General features: G+C 72.9%; 34 protein-coding genes. 16 read left to right on the top strand and 18 right to left on the bottom strand.

Features of this window, described 5'->3' with window-relative positions; genetic code table 11:
* Window positions 1-12 precede the first annotated feature (12 nt).
* The 9 genes from AB0G01_RS18955 to AB0G01_RS18915 all read left to right on the top strand — a co-directional run bounded on the left by AB0G01_RS18955 (window position 13) and on the right by AB0G01_RS18915 (window position 5,584).
* Window positions 13-342, top strand: a complete 330-nt coding sequence (locus AB0G01_RS18955; RefSeq protein ID WP_360947082.1) for a hypothetical protein — start codon at window positions 13-15, stop codon at window positions 340-342.
* On the top strand, window positions 339-566 hold the full coding sequence (locus AB0G01_RS18950) for a hypothetical protein (RefSeq protein WP_360947080.1): 228 nt from the start codon (window positions 339-341) through the stop codon (window positions 564-566). Before AB0G01_RS18955 ends, AB0G01_RS18950 begins: the two co-directional genes overlap by 4 nt.
* A gap of 94 nt (window positions 567-660) precedes the next feature.
* Window positions 661-1,068: a hypothetical protein gene (locus AB0G01_RS18945; RefSeq protein WP_360947078.1), complete on the top strand. Its 408-nt coding sequence runs from the start codon at window positions 661-663 to the stop codon at window positions 1,066-1,068.
* Window positions 1,058-1,645, top strand: a complete 588-nt coding sequence (locus tag AB0G01_RS18940) for a DUF6283 family protein (RefSeq protein WP_360947076.1) — start codon at window positions 1,058-1,060, stop codon at window positions 1,643-1,645. The genes AB0G01_RS18945 and AB0G01_RS18940 overlap by 11 nt, the downstream gene beginning before the upstream one ends.
* 85 nt (window positions 1,646-1,730) lie before the next feature.
* Complete coding sequence (locus AB0G01_RS18935) at window positions 1,731-2,297, top strand: hypothetical protein (RefSeq protein WP_360947074.1); 567 nt, start codon at window positions 1,731-1,733, stop codon at window positions 2,295-2,297.
* A 13-nt stretch (window positions 2,298-2,310) separates the two neighbouring features.
* A complete protein-coding gene (locus AB0G01_RS18930) occupies window positions 2,311-2,565 on the top strand; it encodes a WhiB family transcriptional regulator (protein ID WP_360947072.1) in 255 nt (84 codons plus the stop codon).
* A 183-nt stretch (window positions 2,566-2,748) separates the two neighbouring features.
* Window positions 2,749-4,215 carry a 3'-5' exonuclease gene (locus AB0G01_RS18925; RefSeq protein WP_360947070.1) on the top strand — a complete coding sequence of 489 codons (1,467 nt, stop codon included), beginning with the start codon at window positions 2,749-2,751 and terminating at the stop codon, window positions 4,213-4,215.
* Between the two features lie 134 nt (window positions 4,216-4,349).
* The gene (locus AB0G01_RS18920) at window positions 4,350-4,970 is read left to right on the top strand and encodes a hypothetical protein (protein ID WP_360947068.1); all 621 of its coding nucleotides are present in this window, start codon (window positions 4,350-4,352) and stop codon (window positions 4,968-4,970) included.
* 11 nt (window positions 4,971-4,981) lie between these two features.
* Complete coding sequence (locus AB0G01_RS18915) at window positions 4,982-5,584, top strand: hypothetical protein (protein ID WP_360947066.1); 603 nt, start codon at window positions 4,982-4,984, stop codon at window positions 5,582-5,584.
* A gap of 112 nt (window positions 5,585-5,696) precedes the next feature.
* Here AB0G01_RS18915 and AB0G01_RS18910 read toward each other — a convergent pair whose 3' ends face one another.
* Complete coding sequence (locus AB0G01_RS18910; protein WP_360947064.1) at window positions 5,697-6,740, bottom strand: XRE family transcriptional regulator; 1,044 nt, start codon at window positions 6,738-6,740, stop codon at window positions 5,697-5,699.
* Window positions 6,737-7,351, bottom strand: a complete 615-nt coding sequence (locus AB0G01_RS18905; protein WP_360947062.1) for a hypothetical protein — start codon at window positions 7,349-7,351, stop codon at window positions 6,737-6,739. The genes AB0G01_RS18910 and AB0G01_RS18905 overlap by 4 nt, the downstream gene beginning before the upstream one ends.
* Window positions 7,352-7,597: 246 nt before the next feature.
* Here AB0G01_RS18905 and AB0G01_RS18900 point away from each other — a divergent pair, with 246 nt between their 5' ends.
* Entirely contained in the window at window positions 7,598-8,089 is a 492-nt protein-coding gene (locus AB0G01_RS18900; RefSeq protein ID WP_360947060.1) for a hypothetical protein, read from the top strand.
* A gap of 34 nt (window positions 8,090-8,123) precedes the next feature.
* Window positions 8,124-9,017, top strand: coding sequence for a phosphotransferase (locus AB0G01_RS18895; protein WP_360947058.1), 894 nt, complete (start codon window positions 8,124-8,126; stop codon window positions 9,015-9,017).
* A 323-nt stretch (window positions 9,018-9,340) separates the two neighbouring features.
* On the opposite strand, the gene AB0G01_RS18890 is transcribed toward AB0G01_RS18895, so the two are convergent.
* The 3 genes from AB0G01_RS18890 to AB0G01_RS18880 all read right to left on the bottom strand — a co-directional run bounded on the left by AB0G01_RS18890 (window position 9,341) and on the right by AB0G01_RS18880 (window position 10,684).
* A complete protein-coding gene (locus AB0G01_RS18890) occupies window positions 9,341-9,823 on the bottom strand; it encodes a hypothetical protein (protein ID WP_360947056.1) in 483 nt (160 codons plus the stop codon).
* Window positions 9,824-9,909: 86 nt separating this feature from the next.
* Window positions 9,910-10,236, bottom strand: a complete 327-nt coding sequence (locus AB0G01_RS18885) for a hypothetical protein (RefSeq protein ID WP_360947054.1) — start codon at window positions 10,234-10,236, stop codon at window positions 9,910-9,912.
* A 61-nt stretch (window positions 10,237-10,297) separates the two neighbouring features.
* Entirely contained in the window at window positions 10,298-10,684 is a 387-nt protein-coding gene (locus AB0G01_RS18880) for a hypothetical protein (protein ID WP_360947052.1), read from the bottom strand.
* Between the two features lie 132 nt (window positions 10,685-10,816).
* Between AB0G01_RS18880 and AB0G01_RS18875 the strand changes: the two genes are divergently transcribed.
* The gene (locus AB0G01_RS18875) at window positions 10,817-11,113 is read left to right on the top strand and encodes a hypothetical protein (protein WP_360947050.1); all 297 of its coding nucleotides are present in this window, start codon (window positions 10,817-10,819) and stop codon (window positions 11,111-11,113) included.
* Window positions 11,114-11,484: 371 nt separating this feature from the next.
* On the opposite strand, the gene AB0G01_RS18870 is transcribed toward AB0G01_RS18875, so the two are convergent.
* The 11 genes from AB0G01_RS18870 to AB0G01_RS18820 all read right to left on the bottom strand — a co-directional run bounded on the left by AB0G01_RS18870 (window position 11,485) and on the right by AB0G01_RS18820 (window position 22,227).
* The gene (locus AB0G01_RS18870; RefSeq protein WP_360947048.1) at window positions 11,485-13,503 is read right to left on the bottom strand and encodes a M3 family metallopeptidase; all 2,019 of its coding nucleotides are present in this window, start codon (window positions 13,501-13,503) and stop codon (window positions 11,485-11,487) included.
* A 59-nt stretch (window positions 13,504-13,562) separates the two neighbouring features.
* A complete protein-coding gene (locus tag AB0G01_RS18865) occupies window positions 13,563-14,360 on the bottom strand; it encodes a hypothetical protein (RefSeq protein WP_360947046.1) in 798 nt (265 codons plus the stop codon).
* Between the two features lie 67 nt (window positions 14,361-14,427).
* Window positions 14,428-16,605 (bottom strand): hypothetical protein, encoded by a 2,178-nt coding sequence (locus AB0G01_RS18860; RefSeq protein WP_360947044.1) that lies wholly within the window; start codon window positions 16,603-16,605, stop codon window positions 14,428-14,430.
* A 28-nt stretch (window positions 16,606-16,633) separates the two neighbouring features.
* A complete protein-coding gene (locus AB0G01_RS18855) occupies window positions 16,634-18,424 on the bottom strand; it encodes a hypothetical protein (RefSeq protein ID WP_360947042.1) in 1,791 nt (596 codons plus the stop codon).
* The gene (locus AB0G01_RS18850) at window positions 18,421-19,788 is read right to left on the bottom strand and encodes a DUF2637 domain-containing protein (protein WP_360947040.1); all 1,368 of its coding nucleotides are present in this window, start codon (window positions 19,786-19,788) and stop codon (window positions 18,421-18,423) included. The genes AB0G01_RS18855 and AB0G01_RS18850 overlap by 4 nt, the downstream gene beginning before the upstream one ends.
* 16 nt (window positions 19,789-19,804) lie before the next feature.
* The gene (locus AB0G01_RS18845) at window positions 19,805-20,284 is read right to left on the bottom strand and encodes a hypothetical protein (RefSeq protein ID WP_360947038.1); all 480 of its coding nucleotides are present in this window, start codon (window positions 20,282-20,284) and stop codon (window positions 19,805-19,807) included.
* Window positions 20,281-20,751: a hypothetical protein gene (locus tag AB0G01_RS18840; protein WP_360947036.1), complete on the bottom strand. Its 471-nt coding sequence runs from the start codon at window positions 20,749-20,751 to the stop codon at window positions 20,281-20,283. Before AB0G01_RS18840 ends, AB0G01_RS18845 begins: the two co-directional genes overlap by 4 nt.
* Window positions 20,748-21,218, bottom strand: coding sequence for a hypothetical protein (locus tag AB0G01_RS18835; protein WP_360947034.1), 471 nt, complete (start codon window positions 21,216-21,218; stop codon window positions 20,748-20,750). The genes AB0G01_RS18840 and AB0G01_RS18835 overlap by 4 nt, the downstream gene beginning before the upstream one ends.
* Before the next feature lie 167 nt (window positions 21,219-21,385).
* Window positions 21,386-21,619 carry a hypothetical protein gene (locus AB0G01_RS18830; protein WP_360947032.1) on the bottom strand — a complete coding sequence of 78 codons (234 nt, stop codon included), beginning with the start codon at window positions 21,617-21,619 and terminating at the stop codon, window positions 21,386-21,388.
* 24 nt (window positions 21,620-21,643) lie between these two features.
* On the bottom strand, window positions 21,644-21,853 hold the full coding sequence (locus tag AB0G01_RS18825) for a hypothetical protein (RefSeq protein WP_360947030.1): 210 nt from the start codon (window positions 21,851-21,853) through the stop codon (window positions 21,644-21,646).
* A gap of 134 nt (window positions 21,854-21,987) precedes the next feature.
* Window positions 21,988-22,227: a hypothetical protein gene (locus tag AB0G01_RS18820; RefSeq protein ID WP_360947028.1), complete on the bottom strand. Its 240-nt coding sequence runs from the start codon at window positions 22,225-22,227 to the stop codon at window positions 21,988-21,990.
* 103 nt (window positions 22,228-22,330) lie between these two features.
* On the opposite strand from AB0G01_RS18820, the gene AB0G01_RS18815 reads away from it, so the two are divergent.
* On the top strand, window positions 22,331-23,110 hold the full coding sequence (locus AB0G01_RS18815) for a GntR family transcriptional regulator (RefSeq protein WP_360947026.1): 780 nt from the start codon (window positions 22,331-22,333) through the stop codon (window positions 23,108-23,110).
* A gap of 12 nt (window positions 23,111-23,122) precedes the next feature.
* On the opposite strand, the gene AB0G01_RS18810 is transcribed toward AB0G01_RS18815, so the two are convergent.
* Entirely contained in the window at window positions 23,123-23,494 is a 372-nt protein-coding gene (locus AB0G01_RS18810) for a hypothetical protein (RefSeq protein WP_360947024.1), read from the bottom strand.
* A gap of 160 nt (window positions 23,495-23,654) precedes the next feature.
* The gene (locus tag AB0G01_RS18805) at window positions 23,655-24,848 is read right to left on the bottom strand and encodes a helix-turn-helix domain-containing protein (protein ID WP_360947022.1); all 1,194 of its coding nucleotides are present in this window, start codon (window positions 24,846-24,848) and stop codon (window positions 23,655-23,657) included.
* Window positions 24,849-25,137: 289 nt separating this feature from the next.
* Here AB0G01_RS18805 and AB0G01_RS18800 point away from each other — a divergent pair, with 289 nt between their 5' ends.
* From AB0G01_RS18800 to AB0G01_RS18790, 3 genes are read left to right on the top strand one after another with little or no spacing between them, the layout of a single operon-like run.
* Complete coding sequence (locus AB0G01_RS18800; protein WP_360947020.1) at window positions 25,138-25,659, top strand: hypothetical protein; 522 nt, start codon at window positions 25,138-25,140, stop codon at window positions 25,657-25,659.
* A complete protein-coding gene (locus tag AB0G01_RS18795) occupies window positions 25,656-25,985 on the top strand; it encodes a hypothetical protein (RefSeq protein WP_360947018.1) in 330 nt (109 codons plus the stop codon). The genes AB0G01_RS18800 and AB0G01_RS18795 overlap by 4 nt, the downstream gene beginning before the upstream one ends.
* A 5-nt stretch (window positions 25,986-25,990) precedes the next feature.
* Window positions 25,991-26,245, top strand: a complete 255-nt coding sequence (locus AB0G01_RS18790) for a hypothetical protein (protein ID WP_360947016.1) — start codon at window positions 25,991-25,993, stop codon at window positions 26,243-26,245.
* Window positions 26,246-26,293 lie beyond the last annotated feature (48 nt).

The following is a 26,293-nucleotide window of genomic DNA, read 5'->3' as shown; positions in this document are numbered from 1 at the left end:
AGGCGGGAACCGGTGACCGCCATGCCGCGCTGCGGCCGGCGCGGCTGCCCGGAGAGGGCCACCACCCACCACCAGGAGAACTCCATGACCAACTCCAACACCGCCCCGGAAACCGACGACACGTGGGTCTACCCCGCACCCGCCTGGCGGCACGGCGACAGGGTCGCCATCGAGGACAGCAGCCGCGACGACTACGACGAGACCGGGACCGTCATCGGACCCGACCCGTACGACGACGGCGCATGGCTGGTGCGACTCGACGACGGCACCGAAACCTCCGCCTACGCCCACGAACTGACCGGCATCTACCCGCCCGCCCCCACTGAGAGGACCCAGACGTGAGCACCGAACTCCAGAGCCACCAGATCTTCAACGCCGTCGCGGACGCACTCATCGCCGTCGGCGTGGGCACGCGGGAGAAGAAGCGCATCCTCGCGTCCACGATGGACGTCGTCGGCGTGCCGTTTCTGTCGTTCGCCCACTACGAGTCCGACCAGGCCATCACCGAGCTGTTCGGCGAGCGCGGCATCCGCCGGGCGGCGTGGGCGGTGCCCGATGCCCGCTGACTCCGCCGCTCCTCGTGGTTCTACCGACTCCTATGCGCGGGAGACCGGCTCAACCCTCGCCACCAGCGAAGATTCCTCGGGTACCTCCAGCCCAGTGGCGTACGCGGCGATCGCCCACTACGACGGCGAGCCGGACCCGGACTTCGTGTTTCCCTCGGCCGAGGCGGCACAGGCGTACGTCGCCGACATGTGCACGCGCCCAGAGGACTGGCGGGTGTACGAACTCCACCCGGTCCGCCTGCCCGCCGGTCACTCGGCGGCCGCCGACATCCCTCTCAACACCGGCCAGCTGGAGGTGCTCCACGGACTGGCCCACGGGCTCACCGCGCGCATGGTCGGGAAGGGCCTGGGCATCTCCGAGCAGGCGGTATCGATGCGCCTGCTCCGCATCCGCAAAGCGCTGCGAGCGACGACCAACCACCAGGCGCTCTACATCGCCGCGGTGCGCGGCCTGCTCCCGCTGGGGCTGGGCGGCGAGGAGGACCTGGCCGATGGCCGATGAGCTCCGTCCCCGCGACCGGCCCTGTGCCCGCTGTCCGTGGTCACGGGAGACGCCTGCCGGCCAGTTCCCGCTGGAGCGCTACGAGCAGTTGCGGTCGACGGTCGGGATGCCGGGCGACGAGGTCGCGTTGTGCGGTCCGATGTTCGCCTGCCACAAGACCCCCGAGGGACGCGAGCAGCCGTGCGCCGGATGGCTGGCGGCAGTCGGGCGCGAGCACCTCGGTGTCCGGCTCGCGATCGCCACCGGCCGCTTGGACCCGGCCGCGCTCGACCCGAAACCCGGCTGGCCCGAGCTGTTCACCGACTACGACGAACTCGTGTCCATCCAGGCGGCCCGGCAGGGCCGCCACGGACACGACGACAGGGAGGGGGACCGACTGATGGACCGCGGAGAGATCATGCCCGCCGTGCGCACCGCGGTGTGGACCAGCGAACAGGCACGCACGCTCCAACTGGCCGACCGCGCCCGTGCACGCCGTGCCGTCGCCGCGCGTTCGGCCGACGTCGAGGACTGCGCGCTCCTGCTGAACATGCTCGGCCTGCACCCAGGCCAACGCGAATCCGAGATCGCCAACTGACACCGGTGCCCGGCGGCTGCGCCCTGGACAGCCCGCCGCCGGGCCCGGCCCTACCACCCCGCCACCAGGACGGAGCACACCCATCATGCAGCCCGACCCGGCGACCACTGCGGCCGCTGTCACGTTCCTACTCGCCTTCACCGCGATCACCCCGGCGCACTGGCTGGCGGATCACTGGCTCCAGACCGAGCACCAGGTGATCCACAAGGGGGACCACGACTGGCGCGGCAGGTGGGCCTGCGCCCGTCACTCCGCCGTGCACGTGCTCACCACGATCCCGTTCCTGCTCGCGGCCTTCGCGCTGGTCGACGGCGTCGGCGTGTCGATCACCGGCCTCGTGGCCGGCCAGGCGTGGACGTTCGGCAGCCACTACCTGATCGACCGCCGCTGGACGGTCAGCGCCGCAGCCCGTGCCCTCGCCCCGATCGGCAAGGCCCGCTTCCACAACCTCGGCGAGCCACGCTCCCACCTCACCGTCGTGGCCGAGCGGCGGGTTGCCGTGGCCGCCGGTGACAGCCCGGCGCACGAGGTGACCGTGCAGGAACGGGTCCCGCTGGACCGCCCGGTGCTGGGCACCGGCCGATACGCGCTCGACCAGTCCGCCCACCACGCCGCGCTCTTCGTCACGGCTCTGCTCACCGCGACCCTCTGAAGGGGAAGACACCATGGACTGGCGACACCGCTCGATCTGCAAGGACGAGGACCCCGAGCTGTTCTTCCCCATCGGCAACAGCGGCCCCGCGCTGCTCCAGATCGCCGAGGCGAAGACCGTCTGCCGCCGCTGCCCGGTCGTCTCCGACTGCCTCGCGTGGGCGTTGGAGTCCGGCCAGGACAACGGGGTGTGGGGTGGGATGAGCGAGGACGAGCGCCGCGCCCTCAAGCGCCGCAACGCCCGCACCCGAGCCCGCAGCAACGCCTGATCTTCCAAGAGACTCAGCGCGTGACCTCGCCTGCCCGCGATCCGCCATCGTGCGGGGATCGCGGGCAGGCGAGGTTCGTCTCATCGGATGACAGCCCGCCCGGGGTGGTCCCGTCCGGCCGGGAATTGTCGGTGGCCGCCGACATCCTGAACTTGTTCTCCTCTCCGTCGAAAGGACTTCATCATGGCCGGCGCACAGGGCGCTCCGTCCGACGTCGTGCAGTTACCCGCGGAGCCGGTGGGCGTCGGCTCGTTGCAGCACCTGCTGGGGCTGGCCGGCTGGCAGTGGCGGGTCGCAGTCCGGCGGGGTCTGCTGCCCGCTCCCGACATCGACGGGCCGGACTCCGGCCTGTGGTCGCCCGACTTGGTCGCCGTGCTGCTGGGCGAGGCGGACGCCGTGCGTGAGGCGGTCGGCACGGGCTGGCCCGTCGGTCTCCAGCGCACCGCCGACCGGTTGTCCTCCCGGACCGGGATGGCAGTGGAGACGGACGACGTGCGCGAGCTGGTCAACCGCGGCCTGCTGGAAGCCTGCGACCTGTTCGAGGGCCGCAAGGGCGACTTCCCGCTCTACGCCAGCACGGACGCGGACCTGGTCGACGCGTCCGCGCTGGAGGAGATCATCGCCGACCGCGAGCGGAACCGTCTGCTCGGCTCCGACCAGGCGGCCAAGCGGCTCGGGATCCGGGCCTCGGACTGGAAGTGGATCGAGCCCGCCGGGTGGATTGCGCCGGTGGACCACGCCTGGCGGAAGGTCGGACGCACCGGTCGACGCGAGGTGCTGTGCCGGCTCTACCGGGCCGAGGACGTCGACGCGCTGCTGGAGATCCCCGGCGTGGACTGGGACGAGGTACGCGCGTGCGACAAGGGCGACGGGTCGCCCTTGAGGGCGTTCGCCCCGAAGCTCGCGCCGGGCCGCGCGGAGCTGATCCGGCGGTGGATCGCCGAGTTCGCCGACCTCAACGGCCTGGACGTGTGGGCCCGCTACGACGGCCGCGACGACACCTGGATCGTGGACTGGGACCCGGTCGACGGGCACCCTACGAAGACCGAGATCCGCCGCGCCGCCGCGGACGAACCGGCCCTGGCCCCGCACCTGAGCGCGATGGTGTTCGGCTCGACTGCCGGAGAGGCGACCCGGTGGGCACGGGCCATGCTGGAGCCCGGCGCGGCCGTCATCCTCGACACCGAGACCACCGGCCTGGACGGCGTGGTGGTCGAGATCGCCGTCATCGACGCGGCCACCGGCAAGACCCTGCTCAACACCCTGGTCGACCCAGGCGACGTGGCGATGGAACCGGGCGCTCAGGCGGTGCACGGCATCACCGGCGAGCACCTGGCCGGCGCGCCGACGTGGGACAAGGTGGTCGCCAAGGTCCGCAAGGCCACCAAGGACCGGGTCGTGCTGGCCTACAACGCCGAGTTCGACCGGCGGATCATCCTCGGCGACTGTGCCCGGTACCGCGTGAAGCCGATGCACCTGGCCGACACGAGCGCCTGGGGCTGCGTGATGAACCGCCGCTCGGACCACCTCGGCATCTGGCGGTGGGTGGCGCTGGGCGGCGGCCACCGTGCGCTGGGGGACTGCCGCAGCGCGCGGGACGTGCTGATCCGCATGGCCGGCCAGGCACAGGCAACGCCGGGCCGGGCCTGACCCCGCAGGGTCGTTTCCAGTTGGGAAACCCGTCCCGGGCAACACCACAGGCCGGGGCGGGTTTCGGGTTTCCACGGGTTTCGGGAAACAATGAAACAGTTGTGCCCCAACGGTTACGGCCTCATGGTGGGCACATGAACACGCCGCTGATCACCTCCTCGGCCGCGCCGGTGCACATCGCTCCGGGCCTGACGCTGCACCACGAGCTGTTCGACCTCGCGGCGGCCGGGGTCGCCGAGCACCTGCCCGACCTGAAGCCGCTGCGCCCGGAGGACTTCTTCGGCACGGGGTGGACGCTGATCCCCGACGAGCTGACCGGGGAGCCGTACAAGGCGGAGCTGGTCGTCAGCCGCACGGCCGGGTGGACGGCGAAGTGCAACTTGTGGTTGGCCCCGGACCGGCGCGGCGGCGAGGTCGCCAAGCCGCACAATCACCCGTGGGACTTCCACTCGGTGACCCTCGGCGGCCTGCTGGTGGAGGACCGCGTCGTGCTGGTCGACGGCGAGCCGGTGCACAGCACGGGCGTCGAGCACCGGGTGGGCGACGTCAACAGGTTCGGCCGCGAGGTCTTCCACGAGGTGATCGACCTGGAGCCGCGCACGCTGACGCTGATGATGTGCGGGCCGGGCATGAACCACTGGGGCTACCTCGACCAGCAGGGCCGCTACAGCCGGGCGGAGCTGCCGGCGGGGTTCCGGGCCCGGCTGCGGGAGCTGAACCCCCACCGGCCCGACCTTCGGCGCACCGCGAACTGATGGGAGCCATGATGACCACGACGACCTACACCGAAACGGCCTCCGCGCCCGGTGCCTGGAGCACCCGGCTGCTGCTGCCGGAAACCCCGATCGAGACCGTCTACACCCTGCTGGCGGACCTGTCCGCCAGCACCGGTATGCCGATCACCGCGTACGTGGTGGGCGGCGACGGCGACCCGGCCGACGAGCTGCTGCTCGTGCGCGACCCGAGCCGGACCCACGGGTGCCCCACGGTCGGCGAGTACGAATCACTGGCCGCCCGGCTGGTCACGGAGACCGGCTGGGCCGTGGTGCCGGCCGGCACACCGCGCGGCATCCTGGTCGGCCTGGGACTGCGCGAGGGCTACGGGCCCGGCTCGCCGCAGCACTCGCTGAGCGAGGTCGAGCACCTCCTGGCCGAGCACGGCACCGACTGGACCTGCCGACCCGCGCGCCTGGCATCGGCGAGGCTGCTCGACGGGCAGATCCAGTGGTACGACGAGGTGGGCGCGGTGGTGGAGGCGGCGGTCGAGATGACGGCGGCCATCGAGCTGATCGCCGCCGCCTTCCGCCAGGACCGGGTCGTGATCACCGACTACGCGGCCGACCGGACCCGCGCCCTGGCCGCCGCGTAGGCGGAACACCGGCCCCGGGCATGCAGCAACGCCCAGCCGGAGAGCACGACGCCGGGAAGTAACAACGGGCCTCATGAAATGAGGCCCGTTGTTACTCGCGTCGCGCTGGTGGTCACATGGCATGCAGTCGGCGGCCGGGTCGGGTGAACGGGTTGTCTTCGGAGTCGGGGCTGAAGCCGGCGAGGTCGGCGATCTCCTTCTCGGTGAGGCCTTTCCCGCGCAGGACGTCGCCGATCAGCGCGATGAGTTGCGGTTGTTCGGGTGCGAGCAGGTCGCTGTCGGGCTCGTTGACCTTCCAGCCGCGGGCGTTGAGGTTCTTGTAGAACGTGGTGCGTTCGGTGCCGGTGACCAGTTTGAGCCGGTATGCCTTCTCGAACAGGGCCTGCATGGACACGCCCCACACGCGTTTGAGGTCCCGGAGCCGGCCGGGGGTGGCCGGGCGCAGGTCGGGGCGGATCACGTGGGAGGGCATGAGGAACTCGGCGGCGAAGGCGTTGGCCTCACCTTCGGGGTCCTCGGTGGCCAGCCCGTTGTGCAGTACGAGGTGCCCGAGTTCGTGGGCCATGGTCAGCCGTATCCGGTCCGGCGGGGCGGCGCGGTTGACCAGCATGACCGGGTGGTCGCCGATCCACTGGGACAGGCCGTCGATGCGGTGGGTGCCGAAGTCCTCCTCGAAGATCACACACCCGGCGGCTTCGAGCCAGCGGGTCAGGTTGTGCACCGGGCCCATCGGCATCCGCCACTGGGCGCGGACCATGAGCGCGGCCTGTTCAGGGGTGACGTCGACGGGGTCGAAGCTCGGCACGGTCTGCTCGGCACGCATCGACACCTCCTCGAACAGGATCGACACGTGCAGCCGGTACTTGTTGAGCCGCGCCTCCAGACGTCGCCACAGGGTCGCCTTGGTGGTCTTCTGCCGGCGCATGTGGGCGTCGACCGCCAGCGCGCCCCGCACCGCGTGGTCGCGCACCAGAAACCGCGGGGTGACGCCGAGCGCCGCGGCGAGCCGGGCGGTGGTGTCCTCGTCGGGTGTGCGTTGGTTGTTCTCGTAGCGGGACATCGCGACCTGGCTGATGCCGGCGGCCGCCAGCAGGTCGTCCTGGGTCATGCCGATGGCGCGGCGGAGGGTTCCGAGGAGTTCCCCGAAACCGTTCACGACGTTTCCTCGCCGGCCCCCGTGCTCGCCTCGTACAGGTCGATCTGCGGCAGCGACGGGTCCACCGGGTTGGAGTTGATCGGCCGGACGCCGTCGGTGCCGGCTTCGCCGGTGTCGACCTCGACCACCCAGATCGCGTCGGTCTCCAGGCCGTCGCGCAGCGAGATCACGGCCTTACCGATCCGCCGCTCCTCCGGGTCCCACCGGTATCCGAAGCCGAGCCGCACCTCCTCCAGCCCGGACAGGGTGGTCTCCGACTGCGCCCAGAACGCGAGGGCGGCCTTGGTGGGGTAGGACCGGACCCGGTCGGTGATGCTGTGCCGCTTGACGCGGGCGCGGTAGTTCAGGCCGACCGCGATCTCGCGGGTGGCACCCAGGTCGGTGAGCAGCACCTCGTCCACGCCGTCCAGCTCACGGCGCAGGTTCGCCCACAGCCGGTCGTGGATCCAGGAGGCGAGGCCGCGTTCGGAGTGGTCGGCGACCCAGCCGGGCCGGAAAGAGCGGTAGTCGGACAGGTCGTCCCGGGTGGTTGCGGTCGCGTCGACCAGAGAGGCGACGACCTTGTCGCCGAGGTCGCGCAGCACGTCGTCAGCAGGAGGGGCGGAAAACATACCAGAAAATATACCACCTTGATCAGTGGTCGCATAGGCGGGTCTGAACACCCGAAAGCCCAGGTCACTGCCTCAGGATCCCGCCCGTGAAATCACCCCTCGGCGAAATCTCCGTCGCGTGTGGGCGTAGCCCGCGCCTCGTCGATCGGCAGGTTCGTCCGGGCCTTTGCTACCCGTTCGGGCGTCTCGCCGTCCGAGACCCGATGGCTACGGTCGGAGGTCGGTCGACTACGGGAGGTGGGAACTGTGTCGGTGACGACGGAGCGCGCGGTGGCGGCGCGCACGCTGGTGTCGGGGGAGCTGTTCCGGCGGCTGGTGGTGCGGGTCGCGGCCGAGGAACGGGCGGGGTTGGAGTGGGCCGAGCGGGTGGTGGACCAGGCAATCGCGTTCGTCGCCGCGTGCGGGACGCTGCCGCCCGACGCCCGGATGTCGCCGTCTCCGGCGGTGGACATCGGCTGGCACACGCTGATCCTCTACACCCGCGAGTACGCGGAGCTGTGCGGACGGGTGGTGGGCCGGTTCGTGCACCATCAGCCCGACGACGAGCCCGGCGACCGGGCGGGCGCGGAGGGTGGGGTGAGCGCGGTCGAGGTGATCCGCCGCGCCGGCTACCGAGTCGACCCGGAGTTGTGGCCTCGCGGTGCGCGGGGATCGGCGGATTGCTATGAAGACGGCAACTGCGGCGCGTCCGGGGCCAAGGGCGACGAGAACCAGGACACCCGGCTGCCGCCGCCCTGACCCGGGCCACCCGGGCGACGACGAGGGAGTACGCGTGCGGACCAGTTGGGCCGACCTGCCGGAGACGATCCGGGCCGGACTCGAAGATCACCTCGGCGAGGTGGTCGACGCGGCCGATGTCGGCGAGGGGCAGAACAGCGACGCCTGCGCGGTGCTGACCACTGCAGACGGCGAGGCGTTCGTCAAGGCCGTGCACGGCTTCAAGATCCAGACCCGGTGGCTGCGCAACGAGCTGGCCGCCGCGACCCTCACCGGCGGGTTCGCGCCGCGCGTGCTCGCCCACACCGAGGCCGACGGCTGGCTGGCCGTGGCGTTCGAGCGGGTACCCGGCCGGGCTGCGGACCTCGCGTCGGGCTCGCCCGACCTCGCCGTGGTGGCCGACGTGGCGATGATGATCGGCATGCTGCCCGCGACCGGGCTGCGCCCGCTGACCGCCCGGTGGGAGACCACCGGCTGGTGGGCGCGGCTGGCCGAAGCGTCGCCTGAGGCGGTGGACGGGTGGGACGTGCCGATGCTGGAGGAGTTGGCCGGCCGGCTGCCCGGCTTGGTGGACGGCGACCGGCTGGTGCACACCGACCTGCACGGCCAGCAGGTCCGCATCGACGATGCCACGAACCAGGTGCGGGTGGTCGACTGGGGGATGCCGGGCGCGGGCCCGGCGTGGGTCGACCCCGCGTTCCTGGTGCTGCGGCTGGTCGAGGCCGGGCACACCCCGGCCGCCGCTGAGGACTGGGCGCGCCGGAGCATCCCGGCCTACAACGACGCCACCGACCAGGCGCTGGACGCGTTCGCGGCGTACCTGGCCGGGATGTGGAGCTGCTGGGCCGTCGCGCCGCACCCGGCACCCGGCGCGGCGCACCGGGCACGGCTGGCCCGCGGCTACGCCGCGGGCCGACTCGCGCTCGTCGGCACGACGCGCGGAGCCTGACTCGCTGCGGGTGACAGCGCGTTACCGATACTGCACGGGATGCGCCCGTTCACCACGGATTGCGCGGCCGAACGGGTGAAAACCCTGCCTTGGCCCATGAGCGCTCTGTTACAACGGTGTCAGGCCATCTCCTACGGGGTCGGGTCCACTGTGAGGGTTTGCGGAGGCCCGCCACAGGCACCCCCTCCCCGCGTCGGCCTGGCGGCACCCGGCCGTCTGCACGACCCGGCGGGCGCATCTCCCCCCCATGCGCCCGTAGCCCCTCGGGGCCGGTACGGGTCGTCGCGGCGGTGCCGCCAGGCACGACATCCACCCCGCCCGGGTCAGGCCGCCAGGTGCGCGGCCAGCGCGGCGGCGATCCGCTCGGCCGACACCCACCCGTCGTCGTCCGCCTCGACGTCGAGTACCGCGACCGGATCGCCGGCCAACTCGATCAGACCGGCCGGGTCGGGCACCGCGTAGAGCCGCACCGAGGCCGAGGCCGGGCGCAGCGGCACCAGCAGCCCGCCGACCCGGATGGCCATCACCTGCAGGTCGTCCCCGCCGTGCGGGTCGACCCGCACCTGGTCCGACTCGGCGTCGACACCGGCTGCGGCGAGGTGTGCCAGCACGGCGTCGGCGACGCCGTCGCTGGCCGCGATCACCCGCGCCCGGTGCTCAATCCCGCGCAGCCGGTCGCCGTGTTCCACCTGGATCTTGCGGCCGTCGGCGTCGACCGCGGGCGGCGGCGGGGCGTCGAGCTCGGCCCACCGGGCGCGGGCGGACTGCTCGGCGCGGGCGGGATCGACGACGACATTCCTGGCCATGGCGAGGACTCCTCGGGTAGCGGGGACCGGCGGGAGCCTACGTGGCCGCCAAGCCGGATCCGCCACGGCATCGAACGCCCGTTCGACTACATCGCCAGTGACAGCTCCCGCAGCCGTGCGGTCGCGCGGACCAGCTGCTCCTCGTCGTCGTCCCACCGGGCCCGCGAGTACGCGACCAGCGCGTCGACCAGCACAGCGGGGTCGGCGACCACGCACCACGACCCGTCGCACTCCAGGCAGGCGTGGCTGCGGCGGCGCGACCCGGGCTCCCACCCGGCCAGCACCCGGCCGGGCCGCAGCCGGACCGCGCACCACGGGCAGCGCGGCCGGTCCTCGTCCCGCTGGTAGACGGTGCGAGCACCGGACAGCGCCGCACCGACCAGATGCCGAGTGCCATGCGACCGCCATTCCATGCCGGGCAGGCTATGTCGCGGGCGCGCGGAGAACCACCTGGCGGGAGTGCCCCGGCGAGGTTCAGGTACTCGCGTTCCGTGAGGGTTTGGCGGTGTTCGGCTTGCCGAGCCATCCGCGCACGGTCAACCTGTTCACCCCGACCTGCCCCGCGAACGCGAGCTCGGAGCCCGCACCGCGCGCGCCGGGCACGATCGTCATCAACGCCGCCTGTCGCAGCGCCCCCTTGACGCGGCGGTCCGCCTCGCGCACCGCGGCGAGTTCGGCGGCGAGCTCGGCGACCACGGCGGTGTCCCCGGCGAGGAGTCGGCGGGCGGTGGTCAGCGCCGCCTCCCGGATGTGGTGGTCGTCCGGGTCCGGCCAGTGGGCGGCGATGTCGTGGGCGATGCGGGCCAGCTCGTCGGCCTGGTCGGCGTCGAGGTGGCGATCCTCTCCGGGCTGCGTGGTCATGTCTAGAACTGTACAGATCATGGCTGGGTGTGTCTATCTCTAGACACGTCACCCGTTTGGACCTGTATACCCCTAGACACTTATCTGTATAGTTCTATACAGAAGCAGGGGCACGAACCACCGGAGGACGAGATGAACACCACCACCACCACCGCTGCCGACGCCGCTCGCGACATCCGCTACCTGCACCCGCTGCTCGCCGCCCGCCCCGGAGCGGCCGTCAGCCTCACCCGCCTGCGGGAGGTGCTCGCCGGCCGCAACTACGCCCACTCCCGCGCCGTGGTCGACGCAGCCCTGCTCGACCTGGCCGACCGGCCCGACGTCATCCTCTGGGCCGAGGCCGACCAGAAGCGCCTCGACGCCGCCGACCGGGCCGCCGCGATCCGGCTCGGTGGCACCGACCGCCACCTGCTGCTCATCACCGGCTGACCCGGCCCGCCCGGTGCCCCCGGCCCCCGCCCCGAATGTCGGGCGGGGGCCGCTGCACGTCACCCCTCCCGATCCATCCATCCCCTATGGATGGATGTTCCCGCTCGTCGGCCGGGACAGGCCGCGGCCCCGACCTCCTGCGAGGTCGGGGCCGCGTCGTCGGTCAGGGTGGCGTTGTCGCCGCGACTACTTCGGCGGTTGGACGGAGTCGCACCAGCCCGCGTGCATCTGCCCCACGGGGGCACCGCAGGTGCAGGCCGGGTCGCCGGCGTCGAGAACAGTGGTCGTGATCATGGATCCTCCATCGGGTTGACCCGGCCGGGGACGGCCGGAGATCGGTGGGCCCGCGCCGTCGGCGACAGCACGGGAAATCAGCGGGTCAGGCGGGTGCGCAGCGGGCCGGGATCGAGTCGTCCGCCGGCCAGGTCGAGGCAGAGGCCGGGGTCGGCGCTGCCCTGGGCGAGGACGGCGTGCAGCTGCTCGCCGGCGTGAAGGTCGGGGCGGCCGAGGCGGGTGTGGATCTGGGAGGAGAGCACGTCCGACCAGGTGTAGGCGTAGTAGGTGCTGTCGTAGCCGCCGACCAGGACGTGCCGGAACGCGGGCAGCGGGTACCTCAGCGGAACGCCGGCGTCGACCAGACCGGCGGCGGTCAGCACACGCTCGGCGAAGTCCTCCAGCTCGTCAGGGCCGGGCAGCTCCTCGCGGGTGAGGCAGTGCAGCTCCAGGTCGACCAGGGACGCGGCGACGTCCTCGTGCAGCCGGTAACCGGCTCCGTGACGGGCACCTCCCAGGCGGTCCGCGATGTCGGCCGGGATGGGCTCGCGGGTGGTGTGGTGGCGGGCGTAGTCGCGCAGCACGTCGGGGTCGAGCGCCCACATCTCCAGCACCACGGCAGGCACCTCGACCACGTCGCGGGGCAGCCGGGCGTGGCCGGCGTCGCCGGGGTAGCGGACGTCGGAGAGCATGGCGTGGGCGACGTGGCCCATCTCGTGCCACACCTGGGCGGCCTGGTCGGGGGTGAGCAGCACGTCGCCGTGCAGCCGCGCGTCGGGCTGCGGGAGGTTGAGGCACAGGGCGACGATGGGCCTGCGGTCGAGCAGCCGGGACTGGGCGACGAGTTCGGTGGTCCATGCGCCGGACCTCTTGCCGGGGCGGTGGTGCGGGTCGACCAGGACCAGCCCGAGGTGCCGGCCGTCGCCGTCGACGGCCTCCCACACCCAGGCGTCGGGCACGGGCGCGACCAGGTCTCGTCGGGGACGGAACCACAGGTCGAACAGGTCGACCAGCACCATCTGCACCCCGTCGAGCACGGTGTCCAGCGACAGGTAGTCGCGCACGTCGACCTCGGCCGCGCCGCCGTCGACGCGCCGGGCCTGGTAGGCGAGGCGGGGCCGGTCCCACGGCGGCAGGTCCCACGGGCCGTTGGGCAGGGAGGCGTCCTCGGCGGCGGCGAGGCGTGCCGCGTGCGGTGCCAGCTCGTGCAGCAGCCCGCGCACGGTGTCGACCGACCCGGCGGTCTGGACGGCCAGGACGTAGTCGGCGTGGTGGCGGTACCCGAGCAGCGCGGCCCGCTCGGCGCGCAGCCGCAGCAGCTCGGCCACCAGGGCGCGGGTGTCGTGGGCGTCGCCCCGGGAGCAGCGGTTCAGCGACGCGGTGTGCACCCGGCGGCGCAGGTCGGCGTCGTCGAGGTGGGCCAGGATCGGCTGCACGGTGGTGCCGGCGAGGGTGAGCAGCCACCCGCCGAGACCGCGTCGGGCTGCTGCCTCGGCGGCGCGGGCGAGGTCGACCTCGTCCAGGCCGGAGAGGGCGGCGGGGTCGGTGACGTGCACTGCGGCGGCCTCCTGTCCGGAGGTCAGGCGGGCCTCGATCGCGGTCTCCAGCTCGGCCTCGCGCACGGTCAGCTCGTGCAGCCGGTCCCTGCCGGCCGGGTCCAGGTGCGCGCCGGCGCGCCGGAACCGGCGGTGCAGGCGCTCGACCAGGCGCAGGTCCTCGTGCTCCAGGCCGAGCTCGTGGCGGCGGCCGTGGACGTCGGCGACGCGGGCGGCCAGGGCGGGGTCGAGCCAGGCGGCGGCGTCGGCGGCGGCCAGCAGCGGCGTGACCACGGCGTCCACGTCGCGGCGGGCGGCGGTACCGCCGGTCTTGAGCAGCACCGACCATGCTTGCCGGATCGGCCACAGCCGGTCGTGGGCCAGCTCGATCGCCACGACGTCGTCGACCATCGGCGGGGCCGGGCTGTCGCGGACGTCCGCGAGGGCGACGGCGCGGGCCTCGATCGCCGCGCGGACGGCAGGCTCGACGTGGTGGTCGGCGACCAGGTGCAGCGGCGGCCACCCGGACGGCCAGGTGCTCGTGTCGGCGAACAGGATGTCGGGGGAGGAGGGCACGTCCACACGGGTCTCCTGGTGGTGGGCGGGATGGGACGGGACGACCACGGCCCGGCGGCGCGGGGTCACCGCGGGAGGAGCGCGTGGCGGGCGCGTGGCGGGAGACGGAGCACGACGGCGGTGGCGTTGTCGCTGTCCGGGACGGCGGTGACCGCCGCGTCGACCAGCGCGTCGGCGAGCACCTGCGGGGTGTCGTGGTAGTCGGCGACCAGTTCGGCGGTCCGGGACGGCGGGATCTGCTTGTGGACGCCGTCGCTGGTGAGCAGCACCAGGTCGACCTCGGCGTCGGGGCCGCGCAGCAGGGTGGAGGCGATGGTGGCCGGCACGGCGGTGACCAGGGTGCCCGTCACGTAGTCGTCCATGACGTCCAGGCCCTCGGCCAGCGTGTGCAGCGCGGCGTGCCCGGCGTGGTCGAGGTCGGGGTTGGTGAGCATGTGGCGGATCAGCGCGGCGGCGGTCTGGTCGGCGGTCCAGCGGCGCAGGCCGCCGGCGCGCGACCAGGTGGCGACCGCGCAGTCGCCGACGTGGGCGATCTCGATCCCCCACTCGGTCACGCTCACCACCGCCCCGACCGCGTTCGGCGCGCCGTCGTAGTCCAGGTACGTGGCGGCGGCCCACAGCAGCCCGGCCCGCGCGCCCTGGGCGGAGGCGACCAGCGCGGCGGGCTCGGCGGCGCGCCGGGAGGCCGCGCACACCTCCGGGTCGGTGCCGATGCCGTCGATCACGACCGCGCCGGTCCCGAGCGGGGTGGTCACGGCGTGCGCGGCGTCGGCCTGGGCGGGCCGGCCGCCGACGCGGGTGGCGATACCGAGTGCGGGGGCGGTGGGCTGCGGGGTGTAGTCGTCGGGCGGCCACTCGATCACGTGGGGTCCTCTCGTGTGGATGTTCACCTTCACCTCACTTCACGCGCTCTCCCTCTCCCCGACCTGCTCAAACAGGAGAGGGAGAGCGTGAGGTGAGTGCGCGGGCGGGCGTGTGTGCGGGGGTGTACACGCCCTTGGTGCCGGGCGGCCGGACGAGCACCTGGCGGACGTCGACCAGCCGCCCCAGGAGGTTGTCGACCGACTGCTGGCTGGTCTCGTACCCCTCGGCCAGCAGCGCGGCGAGGATCTCCCGGCGGCCCATCCGCCCGGCGGCGGTGACCAGCGCGACCACGCGGTCGGTGAGCGGCGGGCGCTGGACGGCGGCCGTCACCTCGGGCTCGGGGACTGGTGCCGGCTCGGGCGCGCGGTCGGCGTCGGCGGCGGGCAGCGGGATGGCGGTGCGGGCCAGCGCGGCGGCCACCATGTCCCCGGCGGCGGCCAGCAGGTCGGCGTGCTCGGAGCGGGGCCCGTCCGTCCCCGGCGCGGGCGGGTCGGCCTGGCGTGAGCGGCCCTGGAGGTAGGCGCGGAACTCCCCGGAGTCCCGGGTGGGCAGCGAGGCGAACCATGTCCCCGTCGCGGCCAGCTCGTCGGGCGTCCACCGCGCGCGGGGCTGGAGGGTGTGGGCGCGGGCGATCTGGGCGATCGTGGGGCCGTCGTGCAGCACGGGCTTGGCGGACTCCTGCGGGTAGTAGAGCTGCACGTAGCGGGGCTCGCCCCGGTCTGCCAGGTAGGTCTCGCCCGGTTCGGGCAGGTCGGGCAGGCCGTAGAACCGGTCGCCCAATGCGCGCCGGCGTTCGTCGGCGTTGCCCGACCGGCACATCGCGGTCAGCGTGGTGTTGTTGAAGATCGAACCGCCCTCGGCCCCCCAGAACTCCACGAGGAAGTCCTGACCGCTCAACACGACGTAGACCTGCACGAACAGCGTGGAGCGGGTGAGGTGGCCGACGATCTGCCCGGCGGTCCAGTCGCGGCCCTGCCAACGGATCACGCGGCTGTGGTCGGTCAGCACGCGGGTGGACTCGGTGACCACGATCCAGATCGGGGTGAGCGCGCGGCGCTCGTCGGCCGGCAGGTGTTCGCGGCGGGTCGCCTCGCCCAGCATCGCCACCAGCATCTTGAGGGTGTCGTCCATGCCCTGCGCGACGCGGATGGGCAGCTCGACCGGGCTCCCGGTGCCGTCGTCGATGTCGACGATGTCGGCCACCAGGTCCTCGACCTTGGCCGCACCGCACACCACGACCTTCCCGACCAGGATCCCGGCCAGGATGATGATCCTCTCCAGGGCGGTTTTGCCGGACCCGGTCGCGCCGACGATCTTGATGTGCTGGCAGAGGTCGGCGGTGACCTCGTGGGCGCGCCGGTCGCGGCCGACCGGCACGGCGCGCGGGTCGAGCCGGGAGCCGTCGAGCACGCGGAACGGCAGCGCCTTGGAGGCGGGCTTGGTCCAGGTGACGGTGATGGTGACCCGCCCCATCTGGCCGTCCTCGGTCACGTCGACCCCGCTGCGGGGGACCGGCACCCCGAGCAGTTCCTGTACCGCCAGCCCGATGTCCTCGGCGTTTTTCCTGGTCAGGGCGGGTAGCGCCTCGATCTTCGGCATGGCTACCGCGCGCCAGTCCTCGCCGGCTGCCTTCGCCTGGACCTGGGCCTGGCGCAGTGCCCGGCGGGCGACCGCGAGCTGGGACTCGCGCAGGCATTCCCACGACACGCCGGCCCCGTCGGGCAGTTCCTCGGTTTGCACCACCTGGTAGTGGGAGTGGCCGACCCCGGCCAGCACGGCGGCCCCCAGCACGTCGTCCAGCTCCCAGTCGTCGCGGTAGTCGGGCAGGTCGTCGACCAGTTCGCCGTCGAAGACCTTCTTCTCGATCTCGCCGGGCGGGCGGGCGATCCGGACCTGGGTGATGTTGAACTGCCAGATGATCGCGGTCGCCAGTTCGGCGAGGGCCAGGCCGGCCAGCGCGGGCAGCCACCACCAGCCCTCGACCGCGGCGCACGCGATCCAGACCGTGTGGAGTCCGACCGCGAGGATGTAGGCGCGCGACCACCAGACCTTGACCGTCCAGTCGACCAGCCGGAACGCCTCGCCGCCGAGCAGCCAGTTGCAGCCCTGCCACACCGCGGAGACGGCGCTGACGAGCACCAGCAGGCCCGTCCACCACCAGTCCAGGCCCAGGGCCGGGGGGAGGTAGGCCAGTGCGAAGCTGGCCGCCGCGGCGGCCAGCACGAACAACACCTTGATCGGCACGGCGAGAGCTCCTCTCCGGGGCGGCCGGTCAGGCCGACTTCTGCGCGGACCCGTAGGTGAGGGACTGGTTCTTCCACCCGACGGCCAACGTGGTGTAGCCGTCCGCGTCCTTCTGCCGCTTCGAGGCCTGCCGCATCAGGCTGTCCCTGGCCGAGGACAGGCGCGGGCAGCGGTTGGCCTCGGCTGCGAGGTCCGCGGCCTGCCGCTTCATCTCCGCGGCCTGCGCGAATGCCTCGGCCGAGGCATCGCGGAACGACCCGCGGATCTCCGCGACGGTGGTGTTCTCGTTGAACTGGAAGTAATCGTCGAACTCGCGGACGTTGATCGTCATGGTGGTGCTCCTGGTGTCGATGTACGGATTCGGCAGGTCAGGCGGGTGAGATGAGACGTGAGGTGAGGTGTCCGGCGGGGGCGGGGCGGGGTCGGCGGGCCACTCGTAGTCGGCGGCGCGGGGCTCGGGCCAGTCGATCTGGTCGGCCGGCGTGTGGGGGTCTGCCAGGTAGTCGACGGCGGCCTGGGGCAGCGGGTCGACGTCGAGCAGGTCGTCGTCCACGCCGACCGCGAACGGCTCCGGCGGCCGGCGGCGCAGCGGGTCGACCAGGGCCTGCCATCCGGCGCGGACGTGGTCCTCGGTGCCGTAGCCCCAGCGCTCCCACCGCGACAACCCCTCCCGGCCGTCCGGCGGGGCGTCCGTCGGGTCGCCCCGGTCGTCCGGGTCGTCCGTCGGGTCGTCTCCGTCCCCGTTGTCGCGACCGGCGGGGGCGACGACGCCCTCTCCCCGGGACGGCCCGCCGCCCAGATCGCCGTCGGTGGAGATCACCGTCCCGCGTCCGCCCGGCCGGGGTCCGTGGCCGCCGGTCCTGCCGATGAAGGGCAGTCCGCGTCCGGCTCGTGGCCCGCCCCGCCCACCGGACGGGCGCGCGTCGCCCGCGCCGCCGGCGGGGCGTCCTGCCCGTCGGCCGCCGGACGTCCGGCCGGCACCGGCGGGCGCACCGGGACGTCCTGTCCCGCCGGCCTGGCGTCCCGACGTCCGGCCGGGCGTCCGGGGCTTCCCGGCCGAGGAGGCCGAGGAGGCCGAGGAGGCCCGGGGGCGTCCGGACAGCCCGCGCAGCCGTCCCAGGGCACCCCGTCCGGTGCCGGACGCGTCCGGGCGGCCCGTCCTGCGCGGCCGGGTGCCGCCGAGCCAGGACGGCAGGACGCCCTGGGCGCGGGAGAGCGTCCGGCGGGACGCGTCCCGGGCGGCGGCTGCGCGTCCGGCCGCCGCCCGCTTCGTCCTGCCGAACACGCCGCCCGTGCCGCCCGCGCGTCCGGGACCGCCGACGAACCGTCCGTCCCGCCCCCGGCCCCTGCCGTGCCAGGACCCGAGGCGTCCGGACAGGCGGCCCGTCCCGGGCCACCGCGACCGGCCGCCCAGGCCCCGGCTCAGGCTCCGACCCGGACGGCGTCCGGACAGTCCGGAGCCGCGCCACAGCGACTGCGCCGCCCACCCCAGGACGGCCACCAGCACCAGGCCCATCAGCACCGCGGCCCACCCGGGCGGGGCCGCCGCGAGGGCGAGCGTCCCGCCGACCAGCAGGCCGAGCAGTGCCAGGACGGCCAGGACCGTCCGGCGGGGCACCTGCCCCACCCGGATCCTGGGCAGCGCGTCCTGGCCGTCCCGACCTGCGGCGTCCTGCCCGTCCTGGGTGTCCGGCCGGGCGTCCGGACGGCGGGTGTCCTGGCCGGGCGGGGCGGGGCGGCGCGGTGGGACGGCGACGTAGCCGGGCGGCCGGGACGCGTCCTGCGCCCCGCCCGCACCGTCCTGGCTGGTGCCGGTCATCCGGTCGCGTCCCGTCCTGCGCCCTGCCCGGCGTCCTGCTCGGCGCGCATCGCGGCCAGGACACGGAACGAGTGGTCCCGGGCGAAACCGACGCCGAGGACGTCCTTCGCCCACGCGACGAAGCCGCGTCCGGACGGCCACTCCTCGTCGTGCTCGGCCCGGTAGCGGATGATCGCCTCCCGGACAGGACGGTCCCGCTCGTCGAGGCGGACCAGGACGGTCCGGTCGGCCGGGCCGGACGCGTCCTGTGGGGCCGGGGCGGTGTCCGGCAGGACAGGCGGGGTGGCGCGTGGCGCGGTCCGGACCATGGTCAGGCGGGAGGTGGGGACCGAGAGCCCGTCGGCGTCGACGTCGACGTCCCACCGGGACGGGTCGCCGTGGCGCAGGTACCGCAACCGGCTCGCCCACCCGTCCCGCGCGGAACCGGCCGCCGGGACGGGACGGGACGCCCGCCGCCGGGCGCGCTGCGCGTCCCCCTCCTTCAGCAGGACGGTGGCGCGGGCCAGCGCGGTGTCCGCGTCCGGGATCCGGTCCTCCACCGCCACCTTCCACGCGGTCCAGGTGTGGCGGGAGGCGACCAGCCAGCGGGCCAGCCCGAACTCCGGGCGCGGCGGGATCGGGCTCGCGGTCCACAGCCTGGCGATCTCCTCCGCGCGGCGGTCGCGGTCGGCGCGGTGCTCGCGCAGCTCCCAGCCCAGCACCGACAGGATCGAGATGCTGCCGAACAGCACGCCCAGCACCGACGGCCGGTCCCACGCGGGTGACCACTCGTGGTAGTTGACCGCGGAGGCGTAGAGCACGACCGCCCACATCACCGCCCGGTAGAGCGCGGGGGAGTCCCCGCTCAACCGGGCCAGATGGGCGAGCCTGGCCATGAACAGGCCGACGGTCTCCAGGAAGATGCCGACGGCAAAGGCCACGGCGAATGCGACCAGCGGCACCCATGGGCCTTCCAGGCCCAACTCGGTGGCCGCGAACGGCATCAGGCGCGGCTTGAGCGCGGCCACCTGGCCGAACATCGCGGCGGCCGAACCCAGCAACAGCGGCACGGTCAGCACGACGTTCCACAGCCGGGTGCCCCCGGGCCGGCCGCGCCTCGGGTGGAGCAGCACCAGATCCTCGGCCGGTTGGTCGCGCTCGTCGCGCTCCCGCTGACGCTTCCACTCCTCGTGCTCGGCGACCAGCGCCGCGTCGGCCGTCGCCAGCTCGACGCCGGTGGCCTGCGCGCGCAGCACCTCGGCCTCGGCCTCGGCCAGCACGCGGGCCCGGTCGCGGATGGCGGCGGCCTGCGCCCGGGTGAGGGCGCGGCGTTCCCAGAAGCCGGGCGCGCCGGGCGGCCTGGGTACGTCGGTCTCGGTGGTCATGGCAGGGGTCTCCAGCTCAGAGGATGCGGGCGAGGTCCCGGCCGGTGAGCCGGCCGGTGTGGGACAGGGCGTCGGCGACGGCCTCGACCGCGCCCCAGTGGTCGTGCAGCAGCGCCCGTGCCTCGTGGCGGGCGTCGTCCTCGGACAGGTCGGTGCGCCGTCCGTAGTCCGCGACCAGTCGCAGGTCGCCGGGGTTCGCGGCACGCAGCCGCCGCGCCGGCCGCCCGGTGCGCAGGGCCTCGGCCTCGACCCCGGCGACCGCGACCAGCAGCCCGACCGCCGGGTCGGCGGGCGAGGTGAGCGTCCTCCCGGTGACCGACCACTCGTCGGGGCCGACCCACCGGCGGGTCCGCACGTACCAGACAGCGACCTCCTCGACCGGCTCGTGGTAGAGGTCGGCGAGCACGACGTGCCCCGCCTCGTGGTGGGCGGCGGCGTCGCGGAACCCGGCCAGCAGGCCCGCGACCTCCGCGTCCGGGACGAGCGCGGCGCTCACCGTGCGCCCCCGGACAGCACCCGGTCGAGTGCCCGCCCGGACAGCCGGCCCGACGCGGCCAGCGCGCCGGCCACCGCCTCCACCACCGGCCAGTGATCGCACAGGAGGTCGTGGCACCAGGCCCACACCCCGTCGCGGTCCAGCCCGGCGTCCGGGTCGGCCAGGCACGCGGCCAGCTCGGCGAGGTCGGTCTCGCTGTCCCGGCACGCCGTCCGACGTGCCCTCGACAGCGACACCCCGGTACCGGCCGCGACGTGCATCGCCTCGGCCTCGATCCCCGCACCCGCCACCGCCGCGGCCTCGTCGGCAGTGCCGGTCACACGCCCGTAGACGGTGCGACCACGCGGTGCCCGCAGCAGCCGGGGCCGCACCCACACCTCCCGCACCGGAATCCCCAGCGCCGTGGCCACCACGACGTGCCCGGCCTCGTGCACCGCCACCAGGACCACGTCGTCCACGCGGCTCACGACCGCCTGCCGGCCGGGACCATGGCCAGTGCGTCGCGCATGTACTTGCGGCGGCGGACGACCAGTTCCTCCGCGGCCTGTCGAACTCGCCAGACCGTCGTGGGGTGGTGCAGGTAGTACTGCACGTTGCCCGCGAGGTAGTAGGTCATCCGGGACTCCGGGTCTGTGGCGAGAAGCTCGGCGAGGTCGTTCGCGCGGTCGCGGAGCGCCTGTGCGAAGCCGGGCTGGTCGGCGGCCCCCGCCTGGGTTGCGTCGGCCAGCACCCGGCGGACCGTCGCGGCGGCAGCCACCAGGTCGACGTGCTGGTCGGCCAGGCGCATCGCGGTCTGCGGCCACGGCTGCTCCGGGTCACGCAGCGCTGCCCACGTCGTCTCCAGGCTGGCAAGCACGGTGCGGCAGTCCCGGTAGGCGTCGGCGATCCCGATCGCGGCCGAGTAGCCGGGCATGTCCGGGTCGGGGGCGGTCACCGGTGCCCGCCCCCGAAGTCCTGGTTGCTGCGGGCCATGCGCGAGTAGAAGTCGTGCACGGCCTTGCTGGGCTTGCTGGGCTTGCTCATCTGGAGTTCCTCCGAGGTGGTCGGTGGGTCCGGTCGGGGCGGGGGTCTTGTCGGGGTGTCACCCCGCCCCGACCGGGGCTAGTGGGGTTGACCTGCGGGGAGGTCGGGCTGTGCGGCGGCCGAGGAGAGGTAGGCCTCGCTGAGGGCTGCGAACGTCCTTGCGCGGTCCTCCTCCCAGTGCGCGGCCAGGTTGGTGGCGTGCCACAGCAGACGGCCGGCCGCCCGCCGGTGCTGCTCGGCCGTGGTCGGCGGGGTGCGGGTCAGGTCGTGGAGCAAGTCGTTGGCGTTCATGGCCGCGTCGGCACTGGTCACCAGGTCCTCCTCGGAGAGCTGTCGTCAGCGGGATGAGGCATGGGCCGGCGGAGTGGCGAGCGGGACGGCGTACGGGAGGGTCAGCAGGTAGTCGCCGTCGTCGGTGTGCACGGTCGCTGCCCCGCGCCAGGCGGAGCACCGCTCGGTCGTGGCGACCACCCGGGCGCTACGGCCGCGCGCGACTTCGATCCGGTCGCCCCGCTTCAGAGCGAGTACGTCCACGGTGGCGGTCATCGTCGTGTCCTCCAGGTCAGGCGGGGAGTCCGGTAGAGCAGTTGGTGGCCCGGCAGGGGAAGCGAGGGAGATACCTCCCCTGCCGGGTTCCGCACCGCGCCGGGATGAGGGGGTCGCAGGGGCGGTGCGGAGCTTCAGGTGGTGTCGGGCTGTGGGGCGCTGTGGTGGTGGGCCAGGGCGGGAACTGCGCGGACGTAGTACGTCCGGTAGTTCGTCCAGGCGTCGGGCTGGACGTAGTAGGTGCCCTTGCCGTTGCCGACCCGCTCGGCCAGCAGATGGCCGGCTCCGATCGCTCGCCGGAGCGTTTCGGTGCTGACCCCCAGTTCCGGAGCCAGTTCGCTCAGCCGCCGAGGTGGCGAGTCGGGCGTGTGCATGGGGCTTGTCCGTTCGTCAACCTATCTAGATAGACCTATCTAGATAGGCAAGTTACCACACATGCCACATACCTATCTAGAACGGTCGTCGTACGCTGTGGGTGTGGCAGATGACCCCCGCTCCGACGCCGGTAAGCCCTCCGAGCGGCCATACCGCACGATCGCCGCCGAGCTGCGCGCCGCCATCGCTCGTGGTGCCTACGTCGCTGGTCAGACGCTTCCGAGTGCCACGATGCTGATGGCGGAGTACGGCGTCTCACGTCAGACCGTCGCGAACGCGATGGACATGCTGCGTGGTGAGGGGCTCGTCGAAGGCCGGGCGGGTGCCGGTGTGTACGTCCGACGACGGCCTGTTGCTGTGCGCCTTGCGCGCAACCGGCTCTCCCGCGAGGCCCGCGAAGCCGGGCGTGGCGCGTTCTACGCCGACGCGGCAGCGGCAGGGTGGACTCCCACCGTGGAGGTCACGGTCACGGTGGAACCAGCCACCGAGGACGTCGCCGACCTGCTGGCGATCAACCCGGGCGACGAGGTCGTGGTGCGGGCGCGGGTGATGCGCGCGGACGGCGTCCCGGTACAGATCGCCACATCGAGGCTGCCCAGGTCGATCACGGCGGGGACCCGGATCGAAGACGAGGACACCGGGCCGAGCGGCACCTACGGCGTGCTGGACGAGATGGGGCATCGGCTCGGTCACTCCGTCGAGCGGGTGAGGACTCGTCCCGCGACGTTGGAGGAGGAAGACGTCCTGCGCCTGCCTCCTGCCGCGCCGGTGTTCGACGTGGTGCGGGTCGCGTACACCGCAGACGGCCGGCCGGTCGAGATCAACAGGATTGTCATGGCGGGCGAGCGGTTCGAGCTGGTGTACGAGATCGACATGGGCTAGGCCGAGGCGAGCCTAAAGTCGCCAGCGCGGCCCGAGTCCTGCTTCGGCCACCGGCGCGGTGCCGATCGCGAGCATCGGTGCGCGCCGAGCACCCGGTACGGGGAGCACCAGCAACTCGCTGACCACGTCGCGCAGAGTGCCGGCGTAATCCCACACGATCTCGCGGGTTTCCACCCGCATCCGGAGACCGAGCGCGTCGGTCTCAGACCGGATGCGCAGTGCGTCCCGCCAGCCGTGGGGCCAGACACGCGCGGCGTCGAGCTGCTCCCGCTCTTCCTCCACCGGCAGAAATTTCCAGCCGGCGCAGCGCAGCAGCACCAGACCTTCCAGTCCGGGGTAGCGCGCGAGGATCTCGGCTTCGGTGAGCGGTACCAGTGCGGTCATGCCGAGGGGTCCGAGTTCTCGCCCACCACGAGGCGGCCGACCAGGATGACGGCAGCCAACGCGCTGGCTCCGATGATGCAGATGACCCATGCCATGCGCCGGACGCTAGGAACGGATGCGGCGGAACGGGTACCACGTGGCGTGTGACTACCCGATTGCGCTACGGGCCGACGACTCCGAGTCGTCGGGCGAGTTGCCGCAGGCGCGTGGCGGGTGTCCGGCGCTGAAGCAGATCGGCGACGACCTGGCGGGGCAGGGACTGGTAGCGGATCCAGTCCGGTGCCATCTGCTCCATCGTCAACAGCATGGTCAGCGCCGTGTCGTCGTTTCCGAGTCGTGTGTGGACATACGACAGGTCGGCGAGGTGGCGGGCACGACTGGCAAGTGGGAGCGCGCCATCGCGGGGGAGTTCTTTCGCTGCGGCCAGCGCTTCGGGATAGCGGTCGAGCACGACCGCGCAGTCGACGGCCAGCATCGCCACCTTCGCCGGGCCGAACGTGGTCTGGTGGTCGGCGCGGTCGCGGCCGACGCGTCCGGCGACCTCTTTCGAGACGGCCAGCAGTTCAGCGGTGCGGTCCGGCTGAAGAGCACGCGCGGCGGCGGTCGCGGCGGTTACCGTAAGAGTGCCGTACGCGGTGAGCTGCGGGAGCTCGGAGCCGCCAGCGGGCTCGATTTCGGACGCCGCAGTCATGGCCACCTGCTCGGCTTCCTTGTAGCGGCCGGCTACCAGAAGTTGCCACGACACCGACACCCGCATCGCAGCCGCCAGCAGCTCGTCGTTCCCGGTCTTCGCCGCGATCAGCGCCTCACGGATCGCGAGCCACGCGGTGTCCGGGTGCCCGAGGTGCACGAGCGTGTCACCTGCCGCCTGGTAGGCGCGGGCCAGCGCGGCGGCCACCTCGGGCCGCTCTGCAGAGGTCACGGACTTGAATGTGGCGCGCAGGCGGACGAGGGCGTCGGGAAGTAGTTGCCCCAGCAGGTTGTACTTGCCGCTCCAGTACGCACCCCAAAGGTAGTCGGCCGTCCGGTGGGCCTCCTTGGCGGTGAGCGGCTCACTGGGGTACACGACCTCCGCGATCAGGTCGTCCACCGGGGTGAGCGCGGCGCGGATGGCCACGATACCGGAGTCGGGCCCGTTCGGCATGGTCGCAGTCGTGCCGAGCAGCGTGGCAACGCCGGTGTCCAGGGCGCGCGCCAACCGCTGGAGACTGTTGATCGACGCGGTGTGCCGCTGTTCCTGTTCGAGCGCGCGGACCAGGGACAGCGATACCCCGGAGCGATCTGCCAGTTCGCGCTGAGTCATGGTGTTGCCGCGCAACTGCCTGATGCGTGCGCCGATGCCCGGAGTGTCCATGCGGACCGCCGCCGTCCTTCGTCGAGGTGTCCCCTCCGCCGTGGTGCCCCCGGCGGCCAAACCGGGGGCGGTGCACCTCGACGAAGAGTTGCGGACCCAGCGTATCGGTCTCCGGCGTCCTCGGAGCGGGCATCTCCTCATCACTTCACCTCCGATGCGGCCCTGCCAACCCCCCGAGGTGCCTGCTCCACCCGTCTCGCCCCAGGCTGGCTCAAGCGAGACAGGTCGACATACGCTGATCAGCGCAACCCCACACCGCCACCGGGGTTGACGCCAAAGGGGGGTTGACATGGACACCCGGACTCCCGCCGAGATCGAGGACTCCGAGAGGCGAAAGGCGCAGGTCCTGCGTCTGCGTCGTCGCCGCTGGACCTTCCAGGAGATCGGTCAGGCGCTCGATCCGCCGGTGTCTCGTCAGCGCGCGCACAAGATCTACGCGGACGCGCTGGCCGAGATCGTGCGTCCGGAGCTGGACGAGCTGCGCAAGGAGTACCGCGAGACGCTCGACGAGGCTCTGCGTGAGGCGTGGCAGATCAGCGAGCGGGACCACGTGCTCGTGTCCCACGGTCGTGTGGTCCGTGCCGGTGTCCCTGCGATCGATGAGGAGACCGGCAAGGCGGTGATCCGAGAAGGGGAGGGTGCGCCGCTGTTGGACGATGCGCCCAAGATCAGTGCGCTGGGGCTCGTTAAGTCGCTGGTCGAGTCACTGCGCAAGCTGGACGGCGTAGACGCACCGGTCAAGTCGCCGTTCGGCGGGGGCTTCGAGGTGAACGTGAGGATCCACGGCATGGACGCCGAGGCCATGCGATGACCGGGGTGTGGTGGCGGCGGCTGGCGCTGGTCCTGCTGGTGCTCGCGGGGTTGAGGTGGGGTGATGTGTTCCGGTCCTGGGTGCCGGGCGCGTGGGGTGTGGCGTTGTCGGTGCTGATGCCGTTCGCCGTGCTGATGATCGCGGCGGCGGTGCCGACGGTGGCGGAGCGCCCTCAGTGCTGGTTCCAGTTCATCGTGGCCATACCGGGCGTGGCGGGCACCGACCACGTGCACCGCTGCCGCCTGGACCTCGGGCACGTCGAGTCCAGCCACGATTGCCGGTGCGGGTTGAAGTTCTTCCCGGCGGGGTCGGAGGCCAAGCTGTGAGGGCGGTGCCGATCCCGGACCAGGTGGTGTGGGCGAGCGGCCGGCGTGTCGTGATCGGCCCACCCGACGGCGATCTGATGGGCCCGATCGCCGCGGTCGAAGCCGTGGCCGACATCTCGGCTGGTACAGGCCTGCCGCAGCTGGCTGTCCGGTGCGCCTTGGAGCCCGGAGATCTGGAGGCATTGGCTGCGGGCGGCTGCGTGTGGATCAGCTTCTACGGCGGCGGGATGCCGCCGTTCTCCGTGGCAGTCGGACCGTGACCGTCGTCGAGGTCGAGATCGTCGGCGGCGAGTACTGGCCCGCGCCAC

It is taken from the genome of Actinosynnema sp. NPDC023587, from assembly GCF_040640215.1.
In the GTDB taxonomy this organism is placed as follows: domain Bacteria; phylum Actinomycetota; class Actinomycetes; order Mycobacteriales; family Pseudonocardiaceae; genus Actinosynnema.
Note: the sequence above shows the minus strand (reverse complement) of the source record. Positions and strands in the feature narration are given on the sequence as shown.

Excerpts from the sequence above, each read along its gene's own strand:
- AB0G01_RS18885 (WP_360947054.1), bottom strand. The coding sequence starts at position 10,236 with ATGGAATGGCGGTCGCATGGCACTCGGCATCTGGTCGGTGCGGCGCTG.
- AB0G01_RS18940 (WP_360947076.1), top strand. The coding sequence starts at position 1,058 with ATGGCCGATGAGCTCCGTCCCCGCGACCGGCCCTGTGCCCGCTGTCCG.
- AB0G01_RS18905 (WP_360947062.1), bottom strand. The coding sequence starts at position 7,351 with ATGTTTTCCGCCCCTCCTGCTGACGACGTGCTGCGCGACCTCGGCGAC.
- AB0G01_RS18825 (WP_360947030.1), bottom strand. The coding sequence starts at position 21,853 with ATGACCGCCACCGTGGACGTACTCGCTCTGAAGCGGGGCGACCGGATC.
- AB0G01_RS18930 (WP_360947072.1), top strand. The coding sequence starts at position 2,311 with ATGGACTGGCGACACCGCTCGATCTGCAAGGACGAGGACCCCGAGCTG.
- AB0G01_RS18810 (WP_360947024.1), bottom strand. The coding sequence starts at position 23,494 with ATGACCGCACTGGTACCGCTCACCGAAGCCGAGATCCTCGCGCGCTAC.
- AB0G01_RS18820 (WP_360947028.1), bottom strand. The coding sequence starts at position 22,227 with ATGCACACGCCCGACTCGCCACCTCGGCGGCTGAGCGAACTGGCTCCG.
- AB0G01_RS18795 (WP_360947018.1), top strand. The coding sequence starts at position 25,656 with ATGACCGGGGTGTGGTGGCGGCGGCTGGCGCTGGTCCTGCTGGTGCTC.
- AB0G01_RS18935 (WP_360947074.1), top strand. The coding sequence starts at position 1,731 with ATGCAGCCCGACCCGGCGACCACTGCGGCCGCTGTCACGTTCCTACTC.
- AB0G01_RS18925 (WP_360947070.1), top strand. The coding sequence starts at position 2,749 with ATGGCCGGCGCACAGGGCGCTCCGTCCGACGTCGTGCAGTTACCCGCG.
- AB0G01_RS18915 (WP_360947066.1), top strand. The coding sequence starts at position 4,982 with ATGACCACGACGACCTACACCGAAACGGCCTCCGCGCCCGGTGCCTGG.
- AB0G01_RS18800 (WP_360947020.1), top strand. The coding sequence starts at position 25,138 with ATGGACACCCGGACTCCCGCCGAGATCGAGGACTCCGAGAGGCGAAAG.
- AB0G01_RS18875 (WP_360947050.1), top strand. The coding sequence starts at position 10,817 with ATGAACACCACCACCACCACCGCTGCCGACGCCGCTCGCGACATCCGC.
- AB0G01_RS18890 (WP_360947056.1), bottom strand. The coding sequence starts at position 9,823 with ATGGCCAGGAATGTCGTCGTCGATCCCGCCCGCGCCGAGCAGTCCGCC.
- AB0G01_RS18850 (WP_360947040.1), bottom strand. The coding sequence starts at position 19,788 with ATGACCACCGAGACCGACGTACCCAGGCCGCCCGGCGCGCCCGGCTTC.
- AB0G01_RS18880 (WP_360947052.1), bottom strand. The coding sequence starts at position 10,684 with ATGACCACGCAGCCCGGAGAGGATCGCCACCTCGACGCCGACCAGGCC.
- AB0G01_RS18920 (WP_360947068.1), top strand. The coding sequence starts at position 4,350 with ATGAACACGCCGCTGATCACCTCCTCGGCCGCGCCGGTGCACATCGCT.
- AB0G01_RS18855 (WP_360947042.1), bottom strand. The coding sequence starts at position 18,424 with ATGACCGGCACCAGCCAGGACGGTGCGGGCGGGGCGCAGGACGCGTCC.
- AB0G01_RS18805 (WP_360947022.1), bottom strand. The coding sequence starts at position 24,848 with ATGGACACTCCGGGCATCGGCGCACGCATCAGGCAGTTGCGCGGCAAC.